The sequence below is a fragment of the Trinickia sp. genome (genome assembly GCF_051954495.1).
Classification (GTDB): domain Bacteria; phylum Pseudomonadota; class Gammaproteobacteria; order Burkholderiales; family Burkholderiaceae; genus Trinickia.
Genome location: NZ_JBQCHR010000128.1, coordinates 1 through 18344 on the forward strand (window position 1 = coordinate 1; position 18344 = coordinate 18344).

Below are 18344 nucleotides of genomic sequence, written 5' to 3' on the forward strand. Positions count from 1 at the left end.
CGAGCGAGCGCGCGTGATCGACCGAACGCAGCAAGGTCTGCTCGCCGTGAATCGATAGCTCGCCGCTCGATTGCTGATGAAAACCCGTCAGGATCTTGATCAGCGTCGATTTGCCCGCGCCGTTGTCGCCGAGAATGCCGAGAATCTCGCCGTCGTCCAGATGCAGCGACACACCGTCGAGCGCGGTCACCGCACCGAAGCGCTTGACGATGTTGCGCGCTTGCAGCGCCGGCCGCGATTCATTGTGCAGTTCGTTCGCAGGCATCATGACCTCCCTCGTCGGCCAAGCCGTGCCATGTGGATGTTGAAGATCATCGCGGCGAGAATCGCGGCGCCGAGAATGATGTTGAACGTGAAGGCATTGATGCCGATCAGCGTGAAACCGTCGTTCAACATGCCGAGCACGGCCGCGCCGATCAGTCCGCCGATGATCGTGCCCGAGCCCCCCGTGAGCGGCGTGCCGCCGATCACGGCCGCCGCCACCGCCAGGAACATGATCTGATTGCCGCCGGCTTGCGGGTCGATCGACGTGATCCGCACGCCTTCGAGGATGCCGGTCAAGCCGGCGAGCACGGCGGCCAAAATGAAGTTGCCGAGCTTGAGCCGGTTCACATGGATGCCCGCCTCCGATGCGCCGAGCGGGTTCGCACCGCTCGCGACCGTATGCAGGCCCCAGCGCGTGTGCTTGAGCATGATGTGCATGACGAGCGCGATCGCCACGGCCCAGATGATTTCGCTGTAGCCCCACCCGCCCATCACCGCTGTGAAGACCGGCCCGCCCGGCGTCGAGACGGGGGTGCCGCGCGAGATCGTCAGCGTAATGCCGTTGATGAGGAACAGCGTGCCGAGCGTCGTCACGAACGACGGCAAGCGCAAGAACACCGTCACGGCGCCGTTGACGAAGCCGACGAGGCCCGCGCAGGCGAGCCCGGCCAATACCGCCAGCCACATGGGCGCGCCGGCGTCCGCCGCGAACGACATCATGAACGGCGCAAAGGCGAACACCATCCCAGCCGACAAGTCGATTTCGCCGCCGATCATCAGCATGATTTCGCCGAAAGCGATGATCGCGGCGGGCGCGACGAACTGCGACAGGTTCTGCAGGCTCGCGCTCGTCAGCAAGAAGTCGTGGTTGGCCGTTTCGAAGTACGCGCCCACCAGCAACGCCACCAGCGCAATACGCCACTCCGCCGACCACGCAAAGCCGCCGAACCTCGCGCGCGAGCGCGAGGATACGGCGGTTCGGCTCGTTTCGTTCACGCTATCGCTCATGACTTGATCGGACCGGAGCGCGGCACGATCTGCGCCTTGGTGCTCTTGCCTTCATAGCGGGTGGATGTGCTCAGGTATGGATCGACGCTCGACTTCGTCACGAACTTCAAGCCCGTGTTGATGTTCGCGGGACCGACGAGCCCGCCCGACGCCAGATACGTGAAGGCCTCGACAACGGTATAGAACCCCTGCACATACGGCTGCTGGTCGATCGTGAAGTCGAGGAAACCCTCTTTGATCAATTGAATGGTCGTGGGCAGCAGATCGAAGCCGCCGCCGTGCACGCCCTTCTCCGTCAGCTTCGATTCCTTGATCACCTGCGCGACGCCTTGCGTGCTGCCCGCATCGACGGCGAACATGCCCTTCAAATCCTGATGGCCCAGGTAGAACGACTTGATCTTCGACAGTTCCTCGTTGACCGTCGCGCCCGTCGCGATCGTCTGTATGTCGATTTTCTTGCCGGATTTCTTGATCGCATCCGTCGCCCCATCCAGGCGCGGTTGGATGTTCAGTTGCCCCGGCGTAGCGATGAACAGCCCGACGAGGCCGCTGTCGATCAGGCTCACGATGCGTTCGCCCATTTGATAGCCGGAGAGATAGAGATCCTGGCCGATATAAGCCAGGCGGTTGTTCTTCCCGCCGCTCGGCGCGTCCGCGTTGTAGGAAAATACCGGGATGCCGGCGTCGAGCGCTTTTTGAACCGGGCCGTCGAACGCCTTCGGGTCGACGATCGGCACCGCGATCGCATCGGCCTTCGCCGCGATCGCCGCATTCATGGCGTTGACCATTTCGCCGACGTCCGCGTTGGCGGATCCGGTCCATTGATAATCCATGTTCATCATCGCGCAGGCATCTTGAATGCCATACTGCGTCGGCACGAAGAACGGATTCGTCGTGACGTGATTGACGAAGACGATCTTCCAGCGCTTGTGCGACGGAAACGCGGCCTCGGCCGCCTGCGCGGGCGAGGACACCATGCCGCCCATCATCGCCAGCGCGGCCCCCAGTCCCGCACCCTGCAACAATCCGCGCCGCATGCGGCTGCCGACTTCCCCCTCGGCGTGCCCTTGTTCGTCGCCGCGCGCATCGTCTCGCTCATTCGTCATCTCATCCTCCGCAGTTTTCGTTGGCTGAATGCTTCTATGCGAAACGGCGCGGACCGTCGATGGCTCGCGCCGGCCATGGCCCCGGCGAGTCCACGCGCGTCTATCAATCGTAGAACGCCGATCGCGCGATGGCCAAATCCATGAACGCAGCCATGCTAGCTCACCGGTCGGATGCCCTTAATACATGAATACCCTTAACTAGTCCGACTATTTAAGGACATTGTCAGTCATTTGAAATAAACCGACGAATTCGGGGGGATTCGCGCCCGATCTGGGATATGAGGTGAGACGGGAAGCGTTTCGGCGCTATCGGCGCACCCACCGGCTATTTATTTCTGTAGGCCGATTGGCGCGCCAATATAGTAAGTCTATTTATATCTGGGTCGGCGCGGGCGGACGTTCCTGTTGCGGCGGTTTCCATTGAGCCCGCGCGGCGCCGGTCACGGCGCGGTTCAATACGTCTCGAGATGCAAGCGTCCTTCGCGCTTGAGCCGCCCCCACAGTCCCGACCAATCGAGGCCGTGGCTCTCCGCGATTTCCTGCAGCGCCTGCAGCACGCCATCCTCCATGCCGCGCAGCCCGCAGACGTAGATGTACGTCTGCTCGTCCTTGAGCAATCGCGCGACGTCGGCAGCGCGCTCGCGCATCGCATCCTGCACGTAACGCTTCGGTTGCCCGGGCGTGCGCGAGAACGCCAGATTGGTATCGATGAAATCCTTCGGCAGCTTCGTCAACGGACCGAAATAAGGCAGCTCTTCCTTCGTGCGCGCGCCGAAGAACAGCATCAGTTTGCCCGTCGCGCCTTCGAGCCGTCGGCGCCGGCGATACTCGGTCATCGCGCGCATCGGCGCCGAGCCCGTTCCGGTGCAGATCATCAGCAAATGCGAGTTTGGATGATTGGGCATCAGGAACGTGCTGCCGAACGGGCCGATCACCGTCACCGTGTCGCCCTTCTTCAAATCGCACAGATAGTTCGAGCAGACGCCCTCGGCGAGATTGCCGTCGTGATCGCGCGTCACGCGTTTGACCGTCAACGACAGATTGTTGTAACCGGGGCGTTCGCCGTTGCGCGGGCTCGCAATGGAATATTGACGGGCGTGATGCGGCTTGCCGTCCGCGGTCGTGCCGGGAGCAAGGATGCCGATCGACTGCCCTTCGAGCACGGGAAACGGCATGGCGCCGAAGTCGAGCACGATGTGGTGCACGTCGTTGTCGCTCGCTTCGTCCGTCAGCCCGTAGTTGCCCACGACGGTGGCCGTCACGGGCGCCTTGTGCGCATACAGGTTCACGTACGGCTTGGCCGCCGACCATGGCGGCACCTGCGCGCCGCGCACCAGCGATTGGGGATCCGTTTCAAGTTCGACCGCGGCGCGCGGCGCATCGAGCACCGCGGCGGCATCGGTTTCGAGCGTGCCTGCAGCGGCGGCGATATCGCCGATCGGTTTCTGCGCGGGCAGTTCGTCCCAGCGAAACTGCTCGTCGATGCTATACGCTTCGAGCTTGAGCACCGTGCGCCAATTGTCGATCGCCCCCGTCGGACACGGCGATACGCATGCCCTGCAGCCGTTGCACACGTCGGCCTTCACGACGTAGTTGTTCTCGTCGTGCGTGATCGCGTCGATGGGGCACGTCTCTTCGCAGGTGTTGCAGCGAATGCAGATCTCGGGGTCGATCAAGTGCTGCTCGAGCACTTCGATAGGGGGCACAGGCATGTTCATGATTCCGGGCTCCGCGCGCCGGGCGACCCTTTTCTAGCGATCGACCCGGAGCGGATAAGCAGCGTCGTTCAGAGGTTCGTGTCGTACAAGGGCCGGTCAGTCGAACCGCACATACTCGAAATCGATCGGCTGGCGGTTGATGCCCATCGCCGGCGGCGCGATCCAATTGGCGAACTTGCCCGGCTCGGCCACGCGCCCCATCAGCGAGGCCACGTACGCGCGATCCTCGGCTGTCGGCAGCCACTTCGCTTCGTTCGCAGCCCACTGCGCCTCCGACAGCAGGCTGCCGTCCGGCGAAACGAACACGTTCGCGAACGTGCCGATCTGGCGATTGAACGCTTTGTGCGGCACCGTCAGCCGAAAATCGATTCCGGCCTTCTCGAGCACCTTGTTCCAACGGTTGACCCCCGCGACCGAATCCTTGATGTAGTCGTCGCGCAGCACCTCGTTCATGGCGTTGAGCATCGGCACCTCGCGCTCGACGAGCTTGCCGTCCTGCACGTCGAGCAGCTTGTAGCTTTGTCCCGTGAGGCGATGGTCGTCGTCGCGCTTCGATTCCTCGTAGCGGCCCTTCAAGCCGGAGTTGTAGAAGGTCGCCGCGTTCGAGGACTGATCGGCGCCGAACAGGTCGATCGTCACCGAGTAATGGAAGTTCAAGTAGCGCTGGATCGTCGGCAGATCGATCACGCCGGCCGCGCGCAGCTTGGCCACGTCGTCGGTCTTCAATTCGTTCATCGCTTGCGCCGTGCGTTGTACGACGCGAGAAACGCCCGATTCGCCGACGAACATGTGATGCGCTTCCTCCGTCAGCATGAATTTCGTCGTGCGTGCGAGCGGATCGAAGCCCGATTCGGCCAGCGCCGACAGTTGGAACTTGCCGTCGCGGTCGGTGAAGTACGTGAACATGAAGAACGACAGCCAGTCGGGCGTGCGCTCGTTGAACGCGCCGAGAATGCGAGGATTGTCGTCGTCGCCCGAGCGGCGCTCGAGCAGCGCTTCGGCCTCCTCGCGGCCGTCGCGGCCAAAGTAGCGGTGCAGCAGATAGACCATCGCCCACAAATGGCGGCCTTCCTCGACATTCACTTGAAACAGGTTGCGCAAGTCGTACATCGACGGAGCCGTGAGGCCCAAGTGGCGCTGCTGCTCGACCGACGCCGGCTCGGTGTCGCCCTGCGTCACGATGATGCGGCGCAAGTTGGCGCGGTGCTCGCCCGGCACGTCCTGCCATGCCGCCTCGCCCTTGTGCTCGCCGAAATGGATCTTGCGATCGGCCTCGCCCGGCGAGAGGAAGATGCCCCAACGGTAGTCGGGCATCTTCACGTGATCGAAATGCGCCCAGCCGCCCGGCTCGACGCTAACCGCCGTGCGCAGGTAGACATCGTAGCCGTGCGAGCCGTCCGGGCCCATGTCGCCCCACCACGACAGAAAGTTGGGCTGCCACTGTTCGAGCGCGCGCTGCAGCGTGCGGTCGTCGGCCAGGTTGACGTTGTTGGGGATCTTCTCGCTGTAATTGATCGTGGACATGATTGAGCGGTTCCTCGTACGAAGTCGTGATGGGTCGTGCGGTCAGACGCGGGCAATGTCGAACTGCGCTTTGCTGCCCTTCCCGTACACCTTGAGCGCACCCTTCTCGCCCACAGCGTTCGGCCGATTGAAAATCCAGTTCTGCCAGGCGGTCAATCGCCCGAAAATGCGCGTTTCCATCGTCTCGAGTCCGTTGAAACGCAGGTTCGCCTCGAGGCCCGTCAATGCGTCGGGCGACATCGCCGCGCGTTCTTCCAGCGCGATGCGAATTTCGTCGGCCCAGTCGATGTCGTCGGGCGCGGCCGTGACCAAACCGAGACGTTCGGCTTCGGTCGCCCGCACGGCCACGCCGATGCGCTCGCGCGCCGCCGCGATCGGTTCGGGCTCCTCATAAAATCGCCGTGCAATGCGCGATTGATGCGTCACCATCGGATACAGCCCGAAATTGACTTCCGAGAGCGTGATGGCGGGCTCTTCCTCTTCATTCGACGGCAAGGCCGCCATGTAGCTGCGATCGGCGGCGAACGCCAGTTCGGCGAAGGTGCCCGCGAAGCATGAACCGGGCTCGATCAGCGCGAACAGCGAGCGCGACGAAACGTCGATCCGCGCCAGCGTGCGGCGCAGCATGCCGATCGTCTCGCGCACGAACCAGTGATCGCGATGCTCGAGCAGCGTGGCGTCCGCCGCGAGGACCGCCGATGCATCGCCGGCCGTCTTGAAGACCCACGTGCCGATATCGAGCTCGTTCGTGCGCATGGACAGGATGGCGTCGTCGAGTTCGCGCGCAAACTGCAGCGGCCACCATCTCGCGCCCGCGGCGACGATCGCGTCGATCGTCGTCGGCTGCGCGCCGTGCGGCGCTTTGACGACGAACGTCGCTGTGCGTTTCGCGCGATCGATGGCGACTTCCACGGTCTCGTATTCGAGGCCGTCTTCACGGTCCGTGCGTTCGATGCGCAGGAGCGCGACGCCCTTCGCGTCCGACGGACGATCGCTTTGCGCGGCGAGTTCCAACGCACGCGCCTGCACGGCTTGATCGAATTGATTGGGCTTGACGACTTCGTCCACGAGACGCCATTGCTTCGCACGCTCGCCGCGCACGCCTTCGACCACCGTGCAAAAGATGTCGGCGCGATCGTGGCGAACCTTGCGCTTGTCGGTCAGACGCGTGAGCCCGCCCGTGCCGGGCAGTACGCCCAGCAGCGGCACTTCGGGCAGCGAGACCGACGAGGAACGGTCGTCGACGAGCATGATCTCGTCGCAGGCCAATGCGAGTTCATAGCCGCCGCCGGCGCACGCCCCGTTGACCGCCGCGATGAATCTGAGCCCCGAATGGCGCGAGGAATCCTCGATGCCGTTGCGCGTCTCGTTCGTGAATTTGCAGAAGTTGACTTTCCAGGCGTGCGTCGACAGACCCAGCATGAAGATGTTCGCTCCGGAGCAGAACACCCGGTCCTTCAGGCTCGTGACGACCACCGTTTTGACTTCCGGATGCTCGAAGCGAATGCGCTGCAATGCATCGTGCAGTTCGATGTCGACGCCCAGATCGTACGAATTGAGCTTGAGCTTGTAGCCGTCGCGAATGCCGCCGTCTTCCGCGATGTCGATGCCGAGCGTCGCGATCGGGCCGTTGAATGCCAATTTCCAGTGCTTGTATTGCGAGGGATCGGTGCGGTAATCGACGCGCACCGCCGTTTGCGGGGTAAGCATGCCTTTCTCCTAATGAGCTGCATCGTTTCGCTGAACGATAGTGCATCACTAGAAGCATGTAAAGCACTTTAGTGCATGTTTGCGCGCACCCTCGGGTAAACGCGCGCTGCGCGCCGACTCTCCGGCAGCGACGGCCGCCGTTCGTCCCGCCTCACTCCATTTCCGCGCCCAGCCGCGCCGCGATGCGGTCGCGCAGTTGCAGGTAAGCGTCGGCCAGGGTTCTGTCGCTCGTGTCGAACGTCATGTCGGCTCGCCCGTAAAGCTCGCCGCGCCCGGCCAGGATGCGCTTCAGATCGTCCATCGCCTCGCGGTTGCCCGACATCGGTCGCAGGTCGCCTTGCGCGACGACGCGGCGCATGTGTTCCTCGGGCGTCGCCTGCAGCCAAACGGTGAAGCAATGGGTCAGCAGCATGCTGAACGTCGAGGGTTCCGATACCAGGCCGCCCGGCGATGCGATGACGGCCCGCGGATGCTCGGCGATCACCGCTTCCAGCGCCCGATGCTCGTAGCGCCGGTAGGCGCTGGCCCCATACAGCGAATGAATTTCCGAGGGCGGGCAGCCGGCCAATTGCTCGATCACGCGGTTCAGTTCGACGAACGGCACTTTCAGCTCCTGCGCCAGCATGCGTCCGAGCGTCGATTTGCCCGCGCCGCGCAGCCCGATCAACGCGATGCGTTCGCGGCGATGCGGATCGGCGGGCGCCTGCTCGAAGAGTTCGGCCAGCGCGGCCCGCGCGCGCTGCAGCGCCGACTGATCGCGCCCCTGCAGCAACTCGCGGATCAGCATCCATTCGCTCGAGGACGTCGTGACGTCGCCGATGATCTCGGCCAGCGGACAGTTGAGCGTCGCGGCGATTTGCCGGAGCACCTGAACAGACGGATTGCCCATGCCCGATTCGAGATTCGCGAGGTGCCGCTCGGAGAGCCCCGTTTCCGCGGCCAGCGCCTTGCGCGTCATGCCGCGACGCGCGCGCAGGAGGCGCACCCGCTCGCCCATCGCCGCGATAAAGGGGTCGCGCTCGACGCGCTCGTGCTCGCCCTGCTCGGCTTCCGCCTCGACGGCCCCTCGCGCGGCCTCCTTTCCTTCGGCCACGACAGTGTAATTTTGCTTCATGTTTCGTCCATCGTTTTTCGTCATACACGCACTATAGTGCTTGACACATCGATTCGATACCGCTAATTTTCGCGGAAACGGTGGAGTGCGGCAAACGGTAGCGCACGCCGCGAGATTCGATCGGCGGCCAGAGCTGCACTAAGGTGCAGGCTCGTCGATCGGCATGGATAGGAGACGAACATGTCACCCGACGAATTCGAACGCCTCATCTCCGGGGTGACCGAACACCTAGCCGGACGGACGTTGGACGACGCACTCGAGCGCTGGCTCAACGCGAATTGGCCTGCGGGCAGCCCTACGTTCGAGGCGCTGGCGCACGCGTGCCATACCGGCGTGGAGGAAGGATGGCTGTGTAACCGCGAGGCCGGCGGCATTCGCTATGGCCGCATCGTCAAGCCGACACCGCGCACGCACGACTTTTCCGTCGACGTGGTGCGCATGGAGGATGTAGCCGGGCCGCACCACGTGCATCCCAACGGGGAAATCGATCTGATCATGCCCGTTTCCGCAGCGGCCACGTTCGACGGCCGGCCCGCCGGCTGGTGCGTGTACGGCCCGGGCAGCGCACACCGCCCGACGGTCGAGCACGGCCAAGCGCTCGTCCTTTATCTGCTTCCGCAAGGCGCGATCGATTTCACGCGTCCCTGATCGCCCTCTAGCGCCTCATTAGGAAATGTCATGACAGAACGACTGCAGAACTACGTCCACGGCCGATGGATCGCGAGCGACGGCCCCGGCTCGGTCCTGCGCGATCCTATTACGGGCGAGGCGCTCGTGAGCGTATCGAGCGAGGGGCTCGATTTGGACGAGGCGTTCCGCTTCGCACGCGAAACCGGCGGTACGCAACTTCGTTCGCAGCCCTATGCGATGCGCGCGGCGGTGCTGGGCGAGATCGCCAAGCTTTTGCAGGCCAACCGCGAGGCGTACTACGCTATTGCATTGACCAACTCGGGCACGACGCGCAACGACTCGGCCGTCGATATCGACGGCGGCATCTATACGCTCTCTTGGTTCGCCAAGAACGGCGCACCGCTCGGCGAGGCTTTCGCGCTGCGCGATGGCGCGGATACGCCGTTGTCGAAAGATCAATCGTTCCGCGTTCGCCATGTGTGGACCCCGACGCGCGGCGTTGCGCTGCTGATCAACGCATTCAATTTCCCTTCATGGGGACTATGGGAGAAAGCTGCGCCCGCCCTCTTGTCGGGTGTTCCCGTCATCGTCAAGCCCGCCACCGCCACCGCTTGGCTGACGCATCGGATGGTCGCGGACGTCGTCGAGGCCGGCATCTTGCCGGCAGGCGCGCTCTCCATCGTATGCGGAAGCGCCGCGGGCTTGCTCGATCGCATCGACGCCTTCGACGTCGTCTCGTTTACGGGTTCCGCCGAAACGGCGGCGGCGCTGCGCGCGCATGCAGCTTTCGTTCAACGGGGGGCGCGGCTCAACGTGGAAGCGGACAGTCTCAACAGTGCGATCCTCTGCGCCGATGCAGCGCCCGGCACCGAAGCGTTCGATCTCTTCGTCAAGGAAGTCGTGCGCGAAATGACCGTGAAGTCCGGGCAGAAATGCACGGCCATTCGTCGCGCGTTCGTGCCGCAAGCATGGCTTGGCGAGGTCGTTCAAGCGCTGACGGCGAAGCTCCCCAAGATCAGCGTCGGCAACCCGCGCAACGAATCGGTCCGCATGGGCTCGCTCGTGAGCCGCGCGCAACTCGACAGCGTCAAGGCCGGAATCGCCGCACTGTCGCAAGAAGGCCGCCTCGTGTTCGACAGCGCGCAAACGCCGCTCGTCGATGCCGACCCCGACGTGTCGGCCTGCATCGCGCCGCACCTATTCGTCGTCGACGACCCCGACCGCGCCACGCGCATGCATGACATCGAAGTCTTTGGCCCGGTCGCCACGCTTGCCCCGTATCGCGTGAGCACCGAGGGCTTGCCCGAAGCGCACGCAGTGCAATTGGCGCGGCGTGGACAAGGCTCGCTCGTCGCCTCGGTCTACTCGAACGACGATGCGCGCGTGGCCCGCATTGCGCTCGAGCTCGCCGACACGCATGGCCGCGTTCACTGCGTCACGCCCGCCGTGCGCGAAAGCCAAACCGGGCACGGCAACGTCATGCCGATGGCGCTGCATGGCGGGCCCGGACGCGCGGGCGGCGGCGTCGAACTGGGCGGACTTCGGGCGCTCGAGTTCTACCACCGGCGAGCCGCGATTCAAGCTTCGTCGCTGGCTATCGAAAGCATGACGAACGTGGCCGATTCAAGGCCATAGCGACCGGCGTGAACGAAGCGACATCGGCAAGCATGCGGGACGCTTGGTGCCAGCAAAACCGGCGAAGCGCCGCTTGCCGAAGTGACGACGGGCTAGCCCGGGACTAGGACGGAGACGAAGCATTCATGGATACGCGCACCACACTGACGGCCGAGCCGGCGCCGGGTTTCATCGCACCGCCCGCGCAACTGAATTTCGCGTCGCACGTTTTCGACCTGAATCGACCGAGAGCGGCCAAGGCAGCCTACATCGACGATTGCGGCGTGACGACGTTCGCGGACCTCGAAGCGCGTGCGCGTCGATTCGCGTCGGCGTTGCGCGCTCAGGGCATCCATGCCGAAGAGCGCATTTTGCTCGCCATGCACGATAGCGCCGATCTGCCCGTCTGCTTTCTCGGCGCGCTCTTCGCGGGCGTCGTGCCCGTCGTCGTCAATACGCTGCTGACCGCCCCCGACTACGCCTATATGCTCGCGCATAGCCGCGCCCGGGCCGTCGTCGCCTCCGCTGCGCTCGTGCCGACGTTCATCGAGGCGCTCGCGCAAACGCAATTCGATCCCTGCTTGCTGATCGTGTCGTCCGCGGCCGACGCCGACGCGCCCACCGTGGAGCACGCTCGTCTGCATACGCTGATCGACGAAGCGGGCCCGTGCGCCCAGGGCGCGAATACCAACGCCGACGATATCGCGTTCTGGCTGTACTCGTCCGGGTCCACGGGTAAGCCCAAGGGTACGGTGCATACGCATGCGAATCTCTATTGGACCGCCGAGATGTACGGCAAGCCGATTCTCGGCATTCGCGAAGACGACGTCGTGTTTTCCGCGGCCAAGCTCTTCTTCGCCTACGGGCTGGGCAACGCGCTGACGTTCCCGCTGTCGGTGGGCGCCACGACGGTGCTGATGGCGGAGCGTGCGACGCCCCAGGCGGTCTTCGATCGGCTCGTCAGGCACCGGCCGACGATCTTCTACGGCGTGCCGACGCTGTACGCGAACATGATGAGCGCGCCCACGCTCCCGTCTGCGGCCGACGTTGGGCTGCGCGTGTGCACATCGGCCGGGGAGGCGCTGCCGCGCGAGGTGGGCGAGCGCTTCACGGCGCATTTCGGCTGTGAGATTCTCGACGGACTCGGCTCGACGGAAATGCTCCATATCTTTTTGTCCAATCGCGCCGGCGATGTTCACTACGGCACCACCGGTACGCCCGTGCCTGGGTACGAGGTCGAGCTGCGCGACGAGAGCGGAGGGCCCGTGCCGGAGGGCGAGGTGGGCGATCTCTACATCAAAGGCCCCAGCGCGGCGCTCATGTATTGGACCAACCGCGAGAAATCGCGCGCGACCTTCCTCGGCGAGTGGGTCAAGAGCGGAGACAAGTATCGCAAGCTGGCCAATGGCTGCTATGCGTATGCGGGGCGCAGCGACGACATGCTCAAAGTGAGCGGACAATACGTGTCGCCGATCGAAGTGGAGATGGCGCTGATGGAGCACGATGCGGTGCTCGAAGCGGCCGTCATCGGCGTCGAGCACGATGGGCTCGTCAAAACCTGCGCATTCGTCGTGCTCAAACCGGGCCGATATGCCGACGATACGTTGGGGCAAGAGATGAAGACGTTCGTGAAGCAGCGGCTCGCGCCGCATAAGTACCCGCGCGAGATCATCTTCGTCGACGATCTGCCGAAGACGGCCACCGGCAAGATCCAACGCTTCAAGCTTCGCGAACGATCGCAGCAGCCGACTCAACCTTGATACCTGATGAATACGACCGCCCCTACAGGGATGACCGACAACGTTCGATTCGCACAGCTGCCGGCCAATGCGCGGCGCGGCGCGCTGACGATCGAGTATCAATGGATCGGCGCCGCTGATCCCGATGCGCCCATCGTCCTGTTTCTGCACGAAGGGCTGGGCTCCATCGCGATGTGGCGAGATTGGCCGCGGCAGCTGTGCGAGCGGCTCGGCATGCGCGGCCTCATATACTCTCGGCCGGGGTACGGCCGGTCCACGCCGCGTGCGCACGACGAGAAATGGCCCGTCGATTTCATGTCGCATCAAGCCTGCGATGTCTTGCCCGCCCTACTCGATGCGCTCGACGTCGGCGACGAGGCGCGCGCGCGCATGTGGCTCGTGGGGCACAGCGACGGCGGATCGATCGCGCTTTTGTATGCCGCCGCGTTTCCCACGCGGCTGCGCGCGGCCGTTGTGATCGCACCGCATGTTTTCGTGGAAGACATCAGCGTGCAAAGCATCGCCGAAGCGAAGCTCGCCTACGAGCAAACGGACCTGCGCAGGAAACTGAGCCGCTATCACGCCGATGTCGATTCCGCGTTCCACGGGTGGAACGACATTTGGCTGGACCCTGCGTTCCGGGGTTGGAATATCGTAGACCGCTTGAGGACGATCGAGCGGCCGCTGCTCGCGGTCCAGGCGATGGACGATCACTACGGCACGATGGCGCAGATCGAAGCCATCGAAGCGGCGCTGCCCGGCACGCAGTTGTGCAAGCTGCCCGAGGGCGGACACTCGCCGCATCGCGATGCCGCGCAGGCCTTGAACGACGCCGTGGCGGCTTTCGTGAATCGCGTGCGCGGCGAGTGTCGAGGTTAGCGGTATCAGGCTGCTCGAACGCTTCCTTCGCCGCTCATTCGAAAGAACGCGACTGCCCCGTTCAATTGCTGGCCTTGCACCTCGAGCGACTTCGACGCCGCGGCGGCCTCCTCCACCAGCGCGGCATTTTGCTGCGTCACCTCGTCCATCTGCGTAATGGCCACGTTCACTTGCTCGATGCCGCGGCTCTGCTCGCTCGAGGCCGCCGCGATCTCGCCCATGATGTCGGTTACGCGTGCGACGGCTTGAGTCACCTCCGCCATCGTCGCGCCCGCTTCGCCCGCCAGCGCCGAGCCGTCGTGAACTTTTTGCACCGAGGTCGCGATCAGATCTTTGATCTCCTTGGCCGCGCTCGACGACCGCTGCGCGAGGCTGCGAACCTCGCTGGCCACGACGGCGAACCCGCGGCCCTGCTCGCCCGCGCGAGCGGCTTCCACGGCCGCATTGAGCGCGAGGATATTCGTCTGAAAGGCGATCCCTTCGATGATGCCCGTGATGTCGGCAATCTTCGACGAGCTCGCGCTGATATCGGTCATCGTCTCGACGACTTGCCCGACGACGGTACTGCCCCGCAGCGCTACATCGGATGCGTTGGCGGCAAGCGTACTGGCCTGCTGCGCATTCTCCGCATTGAGGCGAACCGTGGACGTGAGCTCCTCCATGCTGGCGGCCGTTTCCTGCAAGGACGACGCTTGCTGCTCCGTGCGCGAGGACAAATCCTGGTTGCCCGACGCGATCTGGCTCGAGCCGGTGGCGATGCCGTCGGCCGCGGTTCGGACCTGACCGATCAGGCGCACGAGACTCCCCTGCATCTCGCCCATCGATGCCAGCACACTGCCTGGCGGGGCGGATTGCGCGCCCGCGACGGGACTCAAATCGCCCGCGGCCACGCGTTGCGTGACGTCGCACAGCGCTACCGGCTCGGCGCCGAGCGCACGCGTCAAACTGCGCGTGATCAAAGCGCCGGCCACGATGGCGACGGCTAGCGCAGCGAGGCAAATTCCGATCGACAGTGCACGGTGCTCGCTGTACTGCGCCGCTTCTTGTTCCGCCATCGTCCGTCCGCGCTGCCGGGTGTAATCGATGAAAGCGTCGGTCGCAGCGATCAGCTTGGCCAGCAACGGGCGACACTGCTCGTTCATCATGGCGACCGCCTTGTCGCGGTCCTTATTCAGCGCGGCATTCGTAATCGCCAACGCGACCGGACCGTATTCGCGCTCCACGTCGTCGATATTGGCGACGAGCTCGCGTGCACGCGCGGTAGCGTTCGCTGCTTGCGCGACGCTCTCCGTCAACGCTTTGAGCTTAGCCTGAACCGCGGCATGCGCATCCATGACCGCCGCCTTCTCGATGTCGATATCGGACTGCTGCGTCACGAGCACGAGATTACGGGCCGCAATGGCCCGGCGATCCACCGCCGCGCGTATGTCCACGGCAAGCGCCGTGCGTACGTTGATGCCGTTGACGTAGCCGGAGAACTGCGCGTTGGCGTCGCTTAGCGCCATGAGCGACAACCCCGACACCAGCATGACGAGCGCGCTCAACATCCCGAACGCCATCGTCAGTTTCGCTCGTACCGTCAGACGTTTGAAGTCCATTCCCGACTCTCCTTGTCGCTTCGAATTTGCAGGCGGCCTTGAAGCGAGCCTTTGTCAAAAAGGACCGCCGTGACCGCGCACGCCTGAAGGCTATATCGGCAGTTCAGGAGCGGACTAATGCGGACGAGTCGACAAGGAATCGGTTCCATCCGGGTAATGGAGCGATAGGACTAACCCGCCCTCGGTCGCGATGGCGTCACATCTTCACGATGCCAAATTGTCGGAGGAAAGCGAGGTTGTCCCCGGGTTTCCTGCGCCGTTATCGGCCTGAAGATGCCCGCTATGCGAGCATCAACCGCGCAGCTCGTCCACGGGCGATCGGCCGAACTCGCGCTGGTACGCGCGGGAAAACGCTTCCGCGCTGGAAAAACCCACGCGCCGCGCGACCGCCTTTACTTTGGCATTGCCCCGCCGCAACTCGCGCTGGCCGAGGTGCACGCGCCACCTCGTAAGGTACGACATCGCTGTCGTGCCGACGACTTTCGGAAAGAGCGCCATGAAATGGCTGCGCGACATATTGGCGCGTTGCGCGAGTTCTTCGATCGTCCATGCGTGCGCCGGCGCTTCGTGCAACGCCACCAGCACCGGATGCAGGACCGGATGCGCCAACCCCGCCAACAGACAAGGCCGCGTACTGCCGCGTTCGATAGCAGCGCGCAGCATCATCAGAACGATGACTTCACCGAGCCGATGCAACGCCTGTTCGTGGCCGCACCGCCCGCCCGACAATTCAGCGAGAAACGCGAGCGCGATCGATTTCAAAGCGCTTTGTTCGTCGTCGATGGGCACGGAGAGCATGTCGGGCAACGTATCGACGAGCGGGTTCTCCGCGCCGCCAAATGCGACTTCAACCGCCACCACCTTACCGGCAGGCAGATGGGCGCCGCGCACGACGAGAACGAGCTCCGTCAGCTCGCCGCTCGGCGCCGAAACCAGATACAGCATCGACGCGTCCGCCGACCGCGAGCCCGGGTGCGAAGGCGGCGCGACTTCGAGCGGAAAGGCGTCGAAAAATGCGGAGAGGCGGTCCATGGCAAGCGAGCAGAAGATTTTAAGTCATGATATTTGGACTTTCCTTGACTGTAAATATGGAAAACTGGCTTCCATCACAGAGCGAATGTGATTTACCAAAAACCTCATTCCAAGGAGTCGCCATGCTCGTCCCCCGCCAAGCCGCCCCCGATCTTTCCGTCGATACGCTCGCGCACGGGCGGTTCGATCTAGCCGATGAAAAGCCCGAACGCATGACGCTGGTCTGCTTCTATCGGGGCTTGCATTGCCCGATCTGCGCGACTTATTTGAAGGAGCTGGAACGGCTGACGCCGGCGTTCGCCGAACGAGGCGTGACGACGATCGCCATCAGCACCGACGACTCCGCGCGGGCGCAAGAAATGGCGCGCAAGGTGGGCGCATCGCAACTGCGCATTGGCTACGGTCTGCCGTTGGCGACGGCGCGCCGCTGGGGACTCTACATTTCAAGCTCGCGCGGCAAGACCTCGATCGGCGTGCAAGAGCCGACGCTGTTCTCCGAGCCCGGCGTGTTCTTGATCCGGCCGGATCGAACTATTTACTATCTCTCGGTACAGTCGATGCCGTTCGTGCGGCCATCGTTCGCGGAGATGGTCCAAGCGCTCGACTTCGTCATCAAGAACGACTACCCGGCACGCGGGGAGTACATCGGGGACGTCTAATCGCCGCCCCCCCGCTCACCGAGCGCTCAGCCTTTTGTCTTGGCGCCCGCGGCGCGCGCAGAGGGGACGTCCGTCGCATGCCGATCCGGCGATCGCTGCAACGCGCCAGGCGGCGCGCCGTGAATGCGCTTGAACACGCGAGTGAGATGCGCCTGGTCCGCGAAGCCCGTTGCCGCCGCGACATCCGCCAGCGGCATGCCGTCCGTGATCAAGGTCTTCGCTTTGACGGCGCGCCAATTGCGCAGCCATCTATCCGGAGGCAACCCGTATCGCCGCGCGAACTGCTTGCTCAATGTCGTGCGGTGCATGCCCCAGCGATGCGCATGGGCCGTGACATCGGCCTTGGGCAAATCATGCTCGTTGAACGACGCTTGTAGTTCGCTGGAGGCGTCGGCCGGGCCGGGCGCCGATCCCGCTTCGTTCGCCGTTGCCGCGTGCCGAGCAAGCAGTTCGAACAAGGCGGCGGAAATATCGAGCTTGCGCGCGGCTTCGTCGAGATCGCCGCGGCTCAGCGCGGCCGCCCAACGTCGGCACAAGGGTTCGTCGGAGATGACGACGTCGGGAAAGCGCACGCCCGCACCGTGCGTCAGCGATGCATGGGCGTCGAACCAGCTGGTCTGCAAGTACGCCATGCTGTAGACGAGCGGCGCATCGGACGAGCCGCCCGTGTGCACCGCGAGCGGCGGGATGACGACCAGATCGCCTTGCCGGGCGACGTGCGTCGCGCCCTGATAGGAGAATGTGCAACTGCCCGAAGCAATGGCGCCGATCGACCACGCATCATGAAAATGCGGCTCGAATTGATACGCCTCGAGCGCGGCCGTCATGACCTCGCCGGGCAGGTCGGCGCCGCAATACCACGTGAAACTCGTCGTTGCCATCATGTCTCCGGCCTGTTCGCCGTAGTTTAAGCCCTCGCGATCAGCGCCCTGGTAATACGTAGTCTTCGACCAACAAGAGATCGTCGACCGTCAGCGAAACGGACATCCGAAAGCCTTCGCCTACAGATACCGGCGTGAATGCAGCGAGTTCGAGCCCCGGATGATCGAACAGCGTAAGCGAGGCCTGGCCGATCATCGGGTTTTCGACCGCTACATCGCGCGCACGCAATTGCACCAGTTCGTGCACGGCGGGATCGTCGTGCCGGCCGGCCGTCAAACGCGGAAAGTGGCGGACATTGAAGGTCGAGGCGAAACCGGGGTCGGGCAATCGGTGGCTTTGTCCTTGCAGCGTAATTTGCGCTTCGACGGCGCGGCGTTCGCGAAACGTCAGCGCCGCGCCGAAGCGCCCGCCGGCAGAGACCGACGGCGCGGCCGGCGAACGCATGCCGTAGCCGCGCGTCATGCCGGTGCGCCCGAATTGCTTGGGCCAGCCTTGAATCAGCCCGCGCATCAGGGCGAGATCTTGATCCACCCAAATGTACGGGCAAAACGACGCGCTCGCGCCGTCTCGCTCGCAAGCCATCAACAAAATCGTTTCCCTATACTGGCTCGTCAGCGGATCGAGGTAGTCGAGGCCGTTTTCCGTCGAGAATTGCCAGTCGCAAAAGTAGAGGGCGCAGCGCCCGGCCCTCTCGCCGCTCGCGGGCGCGAGCCCGGCCGGCAAAAACGGCGCGACCGCTTGCGGGTCGGCAGTGAACTCGACGGCCAACACTTCGCCCGTGTAGTGCCACGGCGGTTGCGGGGCGAGCGAGGAGCGGCCCGCGGGCGTACGGGGGATCGAATAACCTTGCAGCATGAGGCCTCCTTG

The 18344-nt window shown here is 64.1% G+C and carries 15 protein-coding genes and 1 pseudogene; 5 read left to right on the top strand and 11 right to left on the bottom strand.

From position 1 onward, the window contains the following. The 7 genes from ACTHNR_RS17675 to ACTHNR_RS17705 all read right to left on the bottom strand — a co-directional run. Nucleotides 1–268 (bottom strand): ATP-binding cassette domain-containing protein (locus ACTHNR_RS17675; protein ID WP_440548956.1); only part of this gene is annotated, 268 nt, incomplete at its 3' end. Further along, nucleotides 265–1272, bottom strand: coding sequence for an ABC transporter permease (locus ACTHNR_RS17680; protein ID WP_440548957.1), 1008 nt, complete (start codon nt 1270–1272; stop codon nt 265–267). The genes ACTHNR_RS17675 and ACTHNR_RS17680, both read right to left, overlap by 4 nt. Then, nucleotides 1269–2378: a sugar ABC transporter substrate-binding protein gene (locus tag ACTHNR_RS17685; RefSeq protein WP_440548958.1), complete on the bottom strand. Its 1110-nt coding sequence runs from the start codon at nt 2376–2378 to the stop codon at nt 1269–1271. The genes ACTHNR_RS17680 and ACTHNR_RS17685 overlap by 4 nt, the downstream gene beginning before the upstream one ends. 452 nt (nt 2379–2830) lie before the next feature. Then, the gene (boxA, locus tag ACTHNR_RS17690; protein ID WP_440548959.1) at nt 2831–4096 is read right to left on the bottom strand and encodes a benzoyl-CoA 2,3-epoxidase subunit BoxA; all 1266 of its coding nucleotides are present in this window, start codon (nt 4094–4096) and stop codon (nt 2831–2833) included. A gap of 96 nt (nt 4097–4192) precedes the next feature. Beyond that, the gene (gene boxB / locus ACTHNR_RS17695; protein WP_440548960.1) at nt 4193–5620 is read right to left on the bottom strand and encodes a benzoyl-CoA 2,3-epoxidase subunit BoxB; all 1428 of its coding nucleotides are present in this window, start codon (nt 5618–5620) and stop codon (nt 4193–4195) included. Between the two features lie 42 nt (nt 5621–5662). After that, nucleotides 5663–7330 carry a 2,3-epoxybenzoyl-CoA dihydrolase gene (gene boxC / locus ACTHNR_RS17700; RefSeq protein ID WP_440548961.1) on the bottom strand — a complete coding sequence of 556 codons (1668 nt, stop codon included), beginning with the start codon at nt 7328–7330 and terminating at the stop codon, nt 5663–5665. Between the two features lie 151 nt (nt 7331–7481). Further along, nucleotides 7482–8444 carry a helix-turn-helix transcriptional regulator gene (locus ACTHNR_RS17705; RefSeq protein ID WP_440548962.1) on the bottom strand — a complete coding sequence of 321 codons (963 nt, stop codon included), beginning with the start codon at nt 8442–8444 and terminating at the stop codon, nt 7482–7484. A 180-nt stretch (nt 8445–8624) separates the two neighbouring features. Between ACTHNR_RS17705 and ACTHNR_RS17710 the strand changes: the two genes are divergently transcribed. From ACTHNR_RS17710 to ACTHNR_RS17725, 4 genes are all read left to right on the top strand, one after another. Further along, nucleotides 8625–9092 carry a DUF4863 family protein gene (locus ACTHNR_RS17710; protein ID WP_440548963.1) on the top strand — a complete coding sequence of 156 codons (468 nt, stop codon included), beginning with the start codon at nt 8625–8627 and terminating at the stop codon, nt 9090–9092. A 30-nt stretch (nt 9093–9122) separates the two neighbouring features. Next, nucleotides 9123–10709, top strand: coding sequence for a 3,4-dehydroadipyl-CoA semialdehyde dehydrogenase (locus ACTHNR_RS17715; protein WP_440548964.1), 1587 nt, complete (start codon nt 9123–9125; stop codon nt 10707–10709). Nucleotides 10710–10834: 125 nt separating this feature from the next. Continuing rightward, a complete protein-coding gene (locus ACTHNR_RS17720) occupies nt 10835–12448 on the top strand; it encodes a benzoate-CoA ligase family protein (RefSeq protein WP_440548965.1) in 1614 nt (537 codons plus the stop codon). A gap of 6 nt (nt 12449–12454) precedes the next feature. Then, nucleotides 12455–13306, top strand: a complete 852-nt coding sequence (locus ACTHNR_RS17725) for an alpha/beta fold hydrolase (RefSeq protein WP_440548966.1) — start codon at nt 12455–12457, stop codon at nt 13304–13306. Nucleotides 13307–13314: 8 nt separating this feature from the next. On the opposite strand, the pseudogene ACTHNR_RS17730 reads toward ACTHNR_RS17725, so the two are convergent. Then, a pseudogene (locus tag ACTHNR_RS17730) lies at nt 13315–14904 on the bottom strand (methyl-accepting chemotaxis protein); the annotation flags it as partial. Between the two features lie 291 nt (nt 14905–15195). Beyond that, nucleotides 15196–15936 carry an AraC family transcriptional regulator gene (locus ACTHNR_RS17735; protein WP_440548967.1) on the bottom strand — a complete coding sequence of 247 codons (741 nt, stop codon included), beginning with the start codon at nt 15934–15936 and terminating at the stop codon, nt 15196–15198. Nucleotides 15937–16058: 122 nt separating this feature from the next. Here ACTHNR_RS17735 and ACTHNR_RS17740 point away from each other — a divergent pair, with 122 nt between their 5' ends. Then, nucleotides 16059–16595: a peroxiredoxin-like family protein gene (locus tag ACTHNR_RS17740; protein ID WP_440548968.1), complete on the top strand. Its 537-nt coding sequence runs from the start codon at nt 16059–16061 to the stop codon at nt 16593–16595. 26 nt (nt 16596–16621) lie between these two features. Here the strand turns inward: ACTHNR_RS17740 and ACTHNR_RS17745 are convergent, their stop codons facing one another. Continuing rightward, entirely contained in the window at nt 16622–17479 is an 858-nt protein-coding gene (locus ACTHNR_RS17745) for a helix-turn-helix domain-containing protein (protein WP_440548969.1), read from the bottom strand. A 37-nt stretch (nt 17480–17516) separates the two neighbouring features. Continuing rightward, nucleotides 17517–18332: an acetoacetate decarboxylase family protein gene (locus ACTHNR_RS17750; RefSeq protein WP_440548970.1), complete on the bottom strand. Its 816-nt coding sequence runs from the start codon at nt 18330–18332 to the stop codon at nt 17517–17519. Nucleotides 18333–18344: the final 12 nt, after the last annotated feature.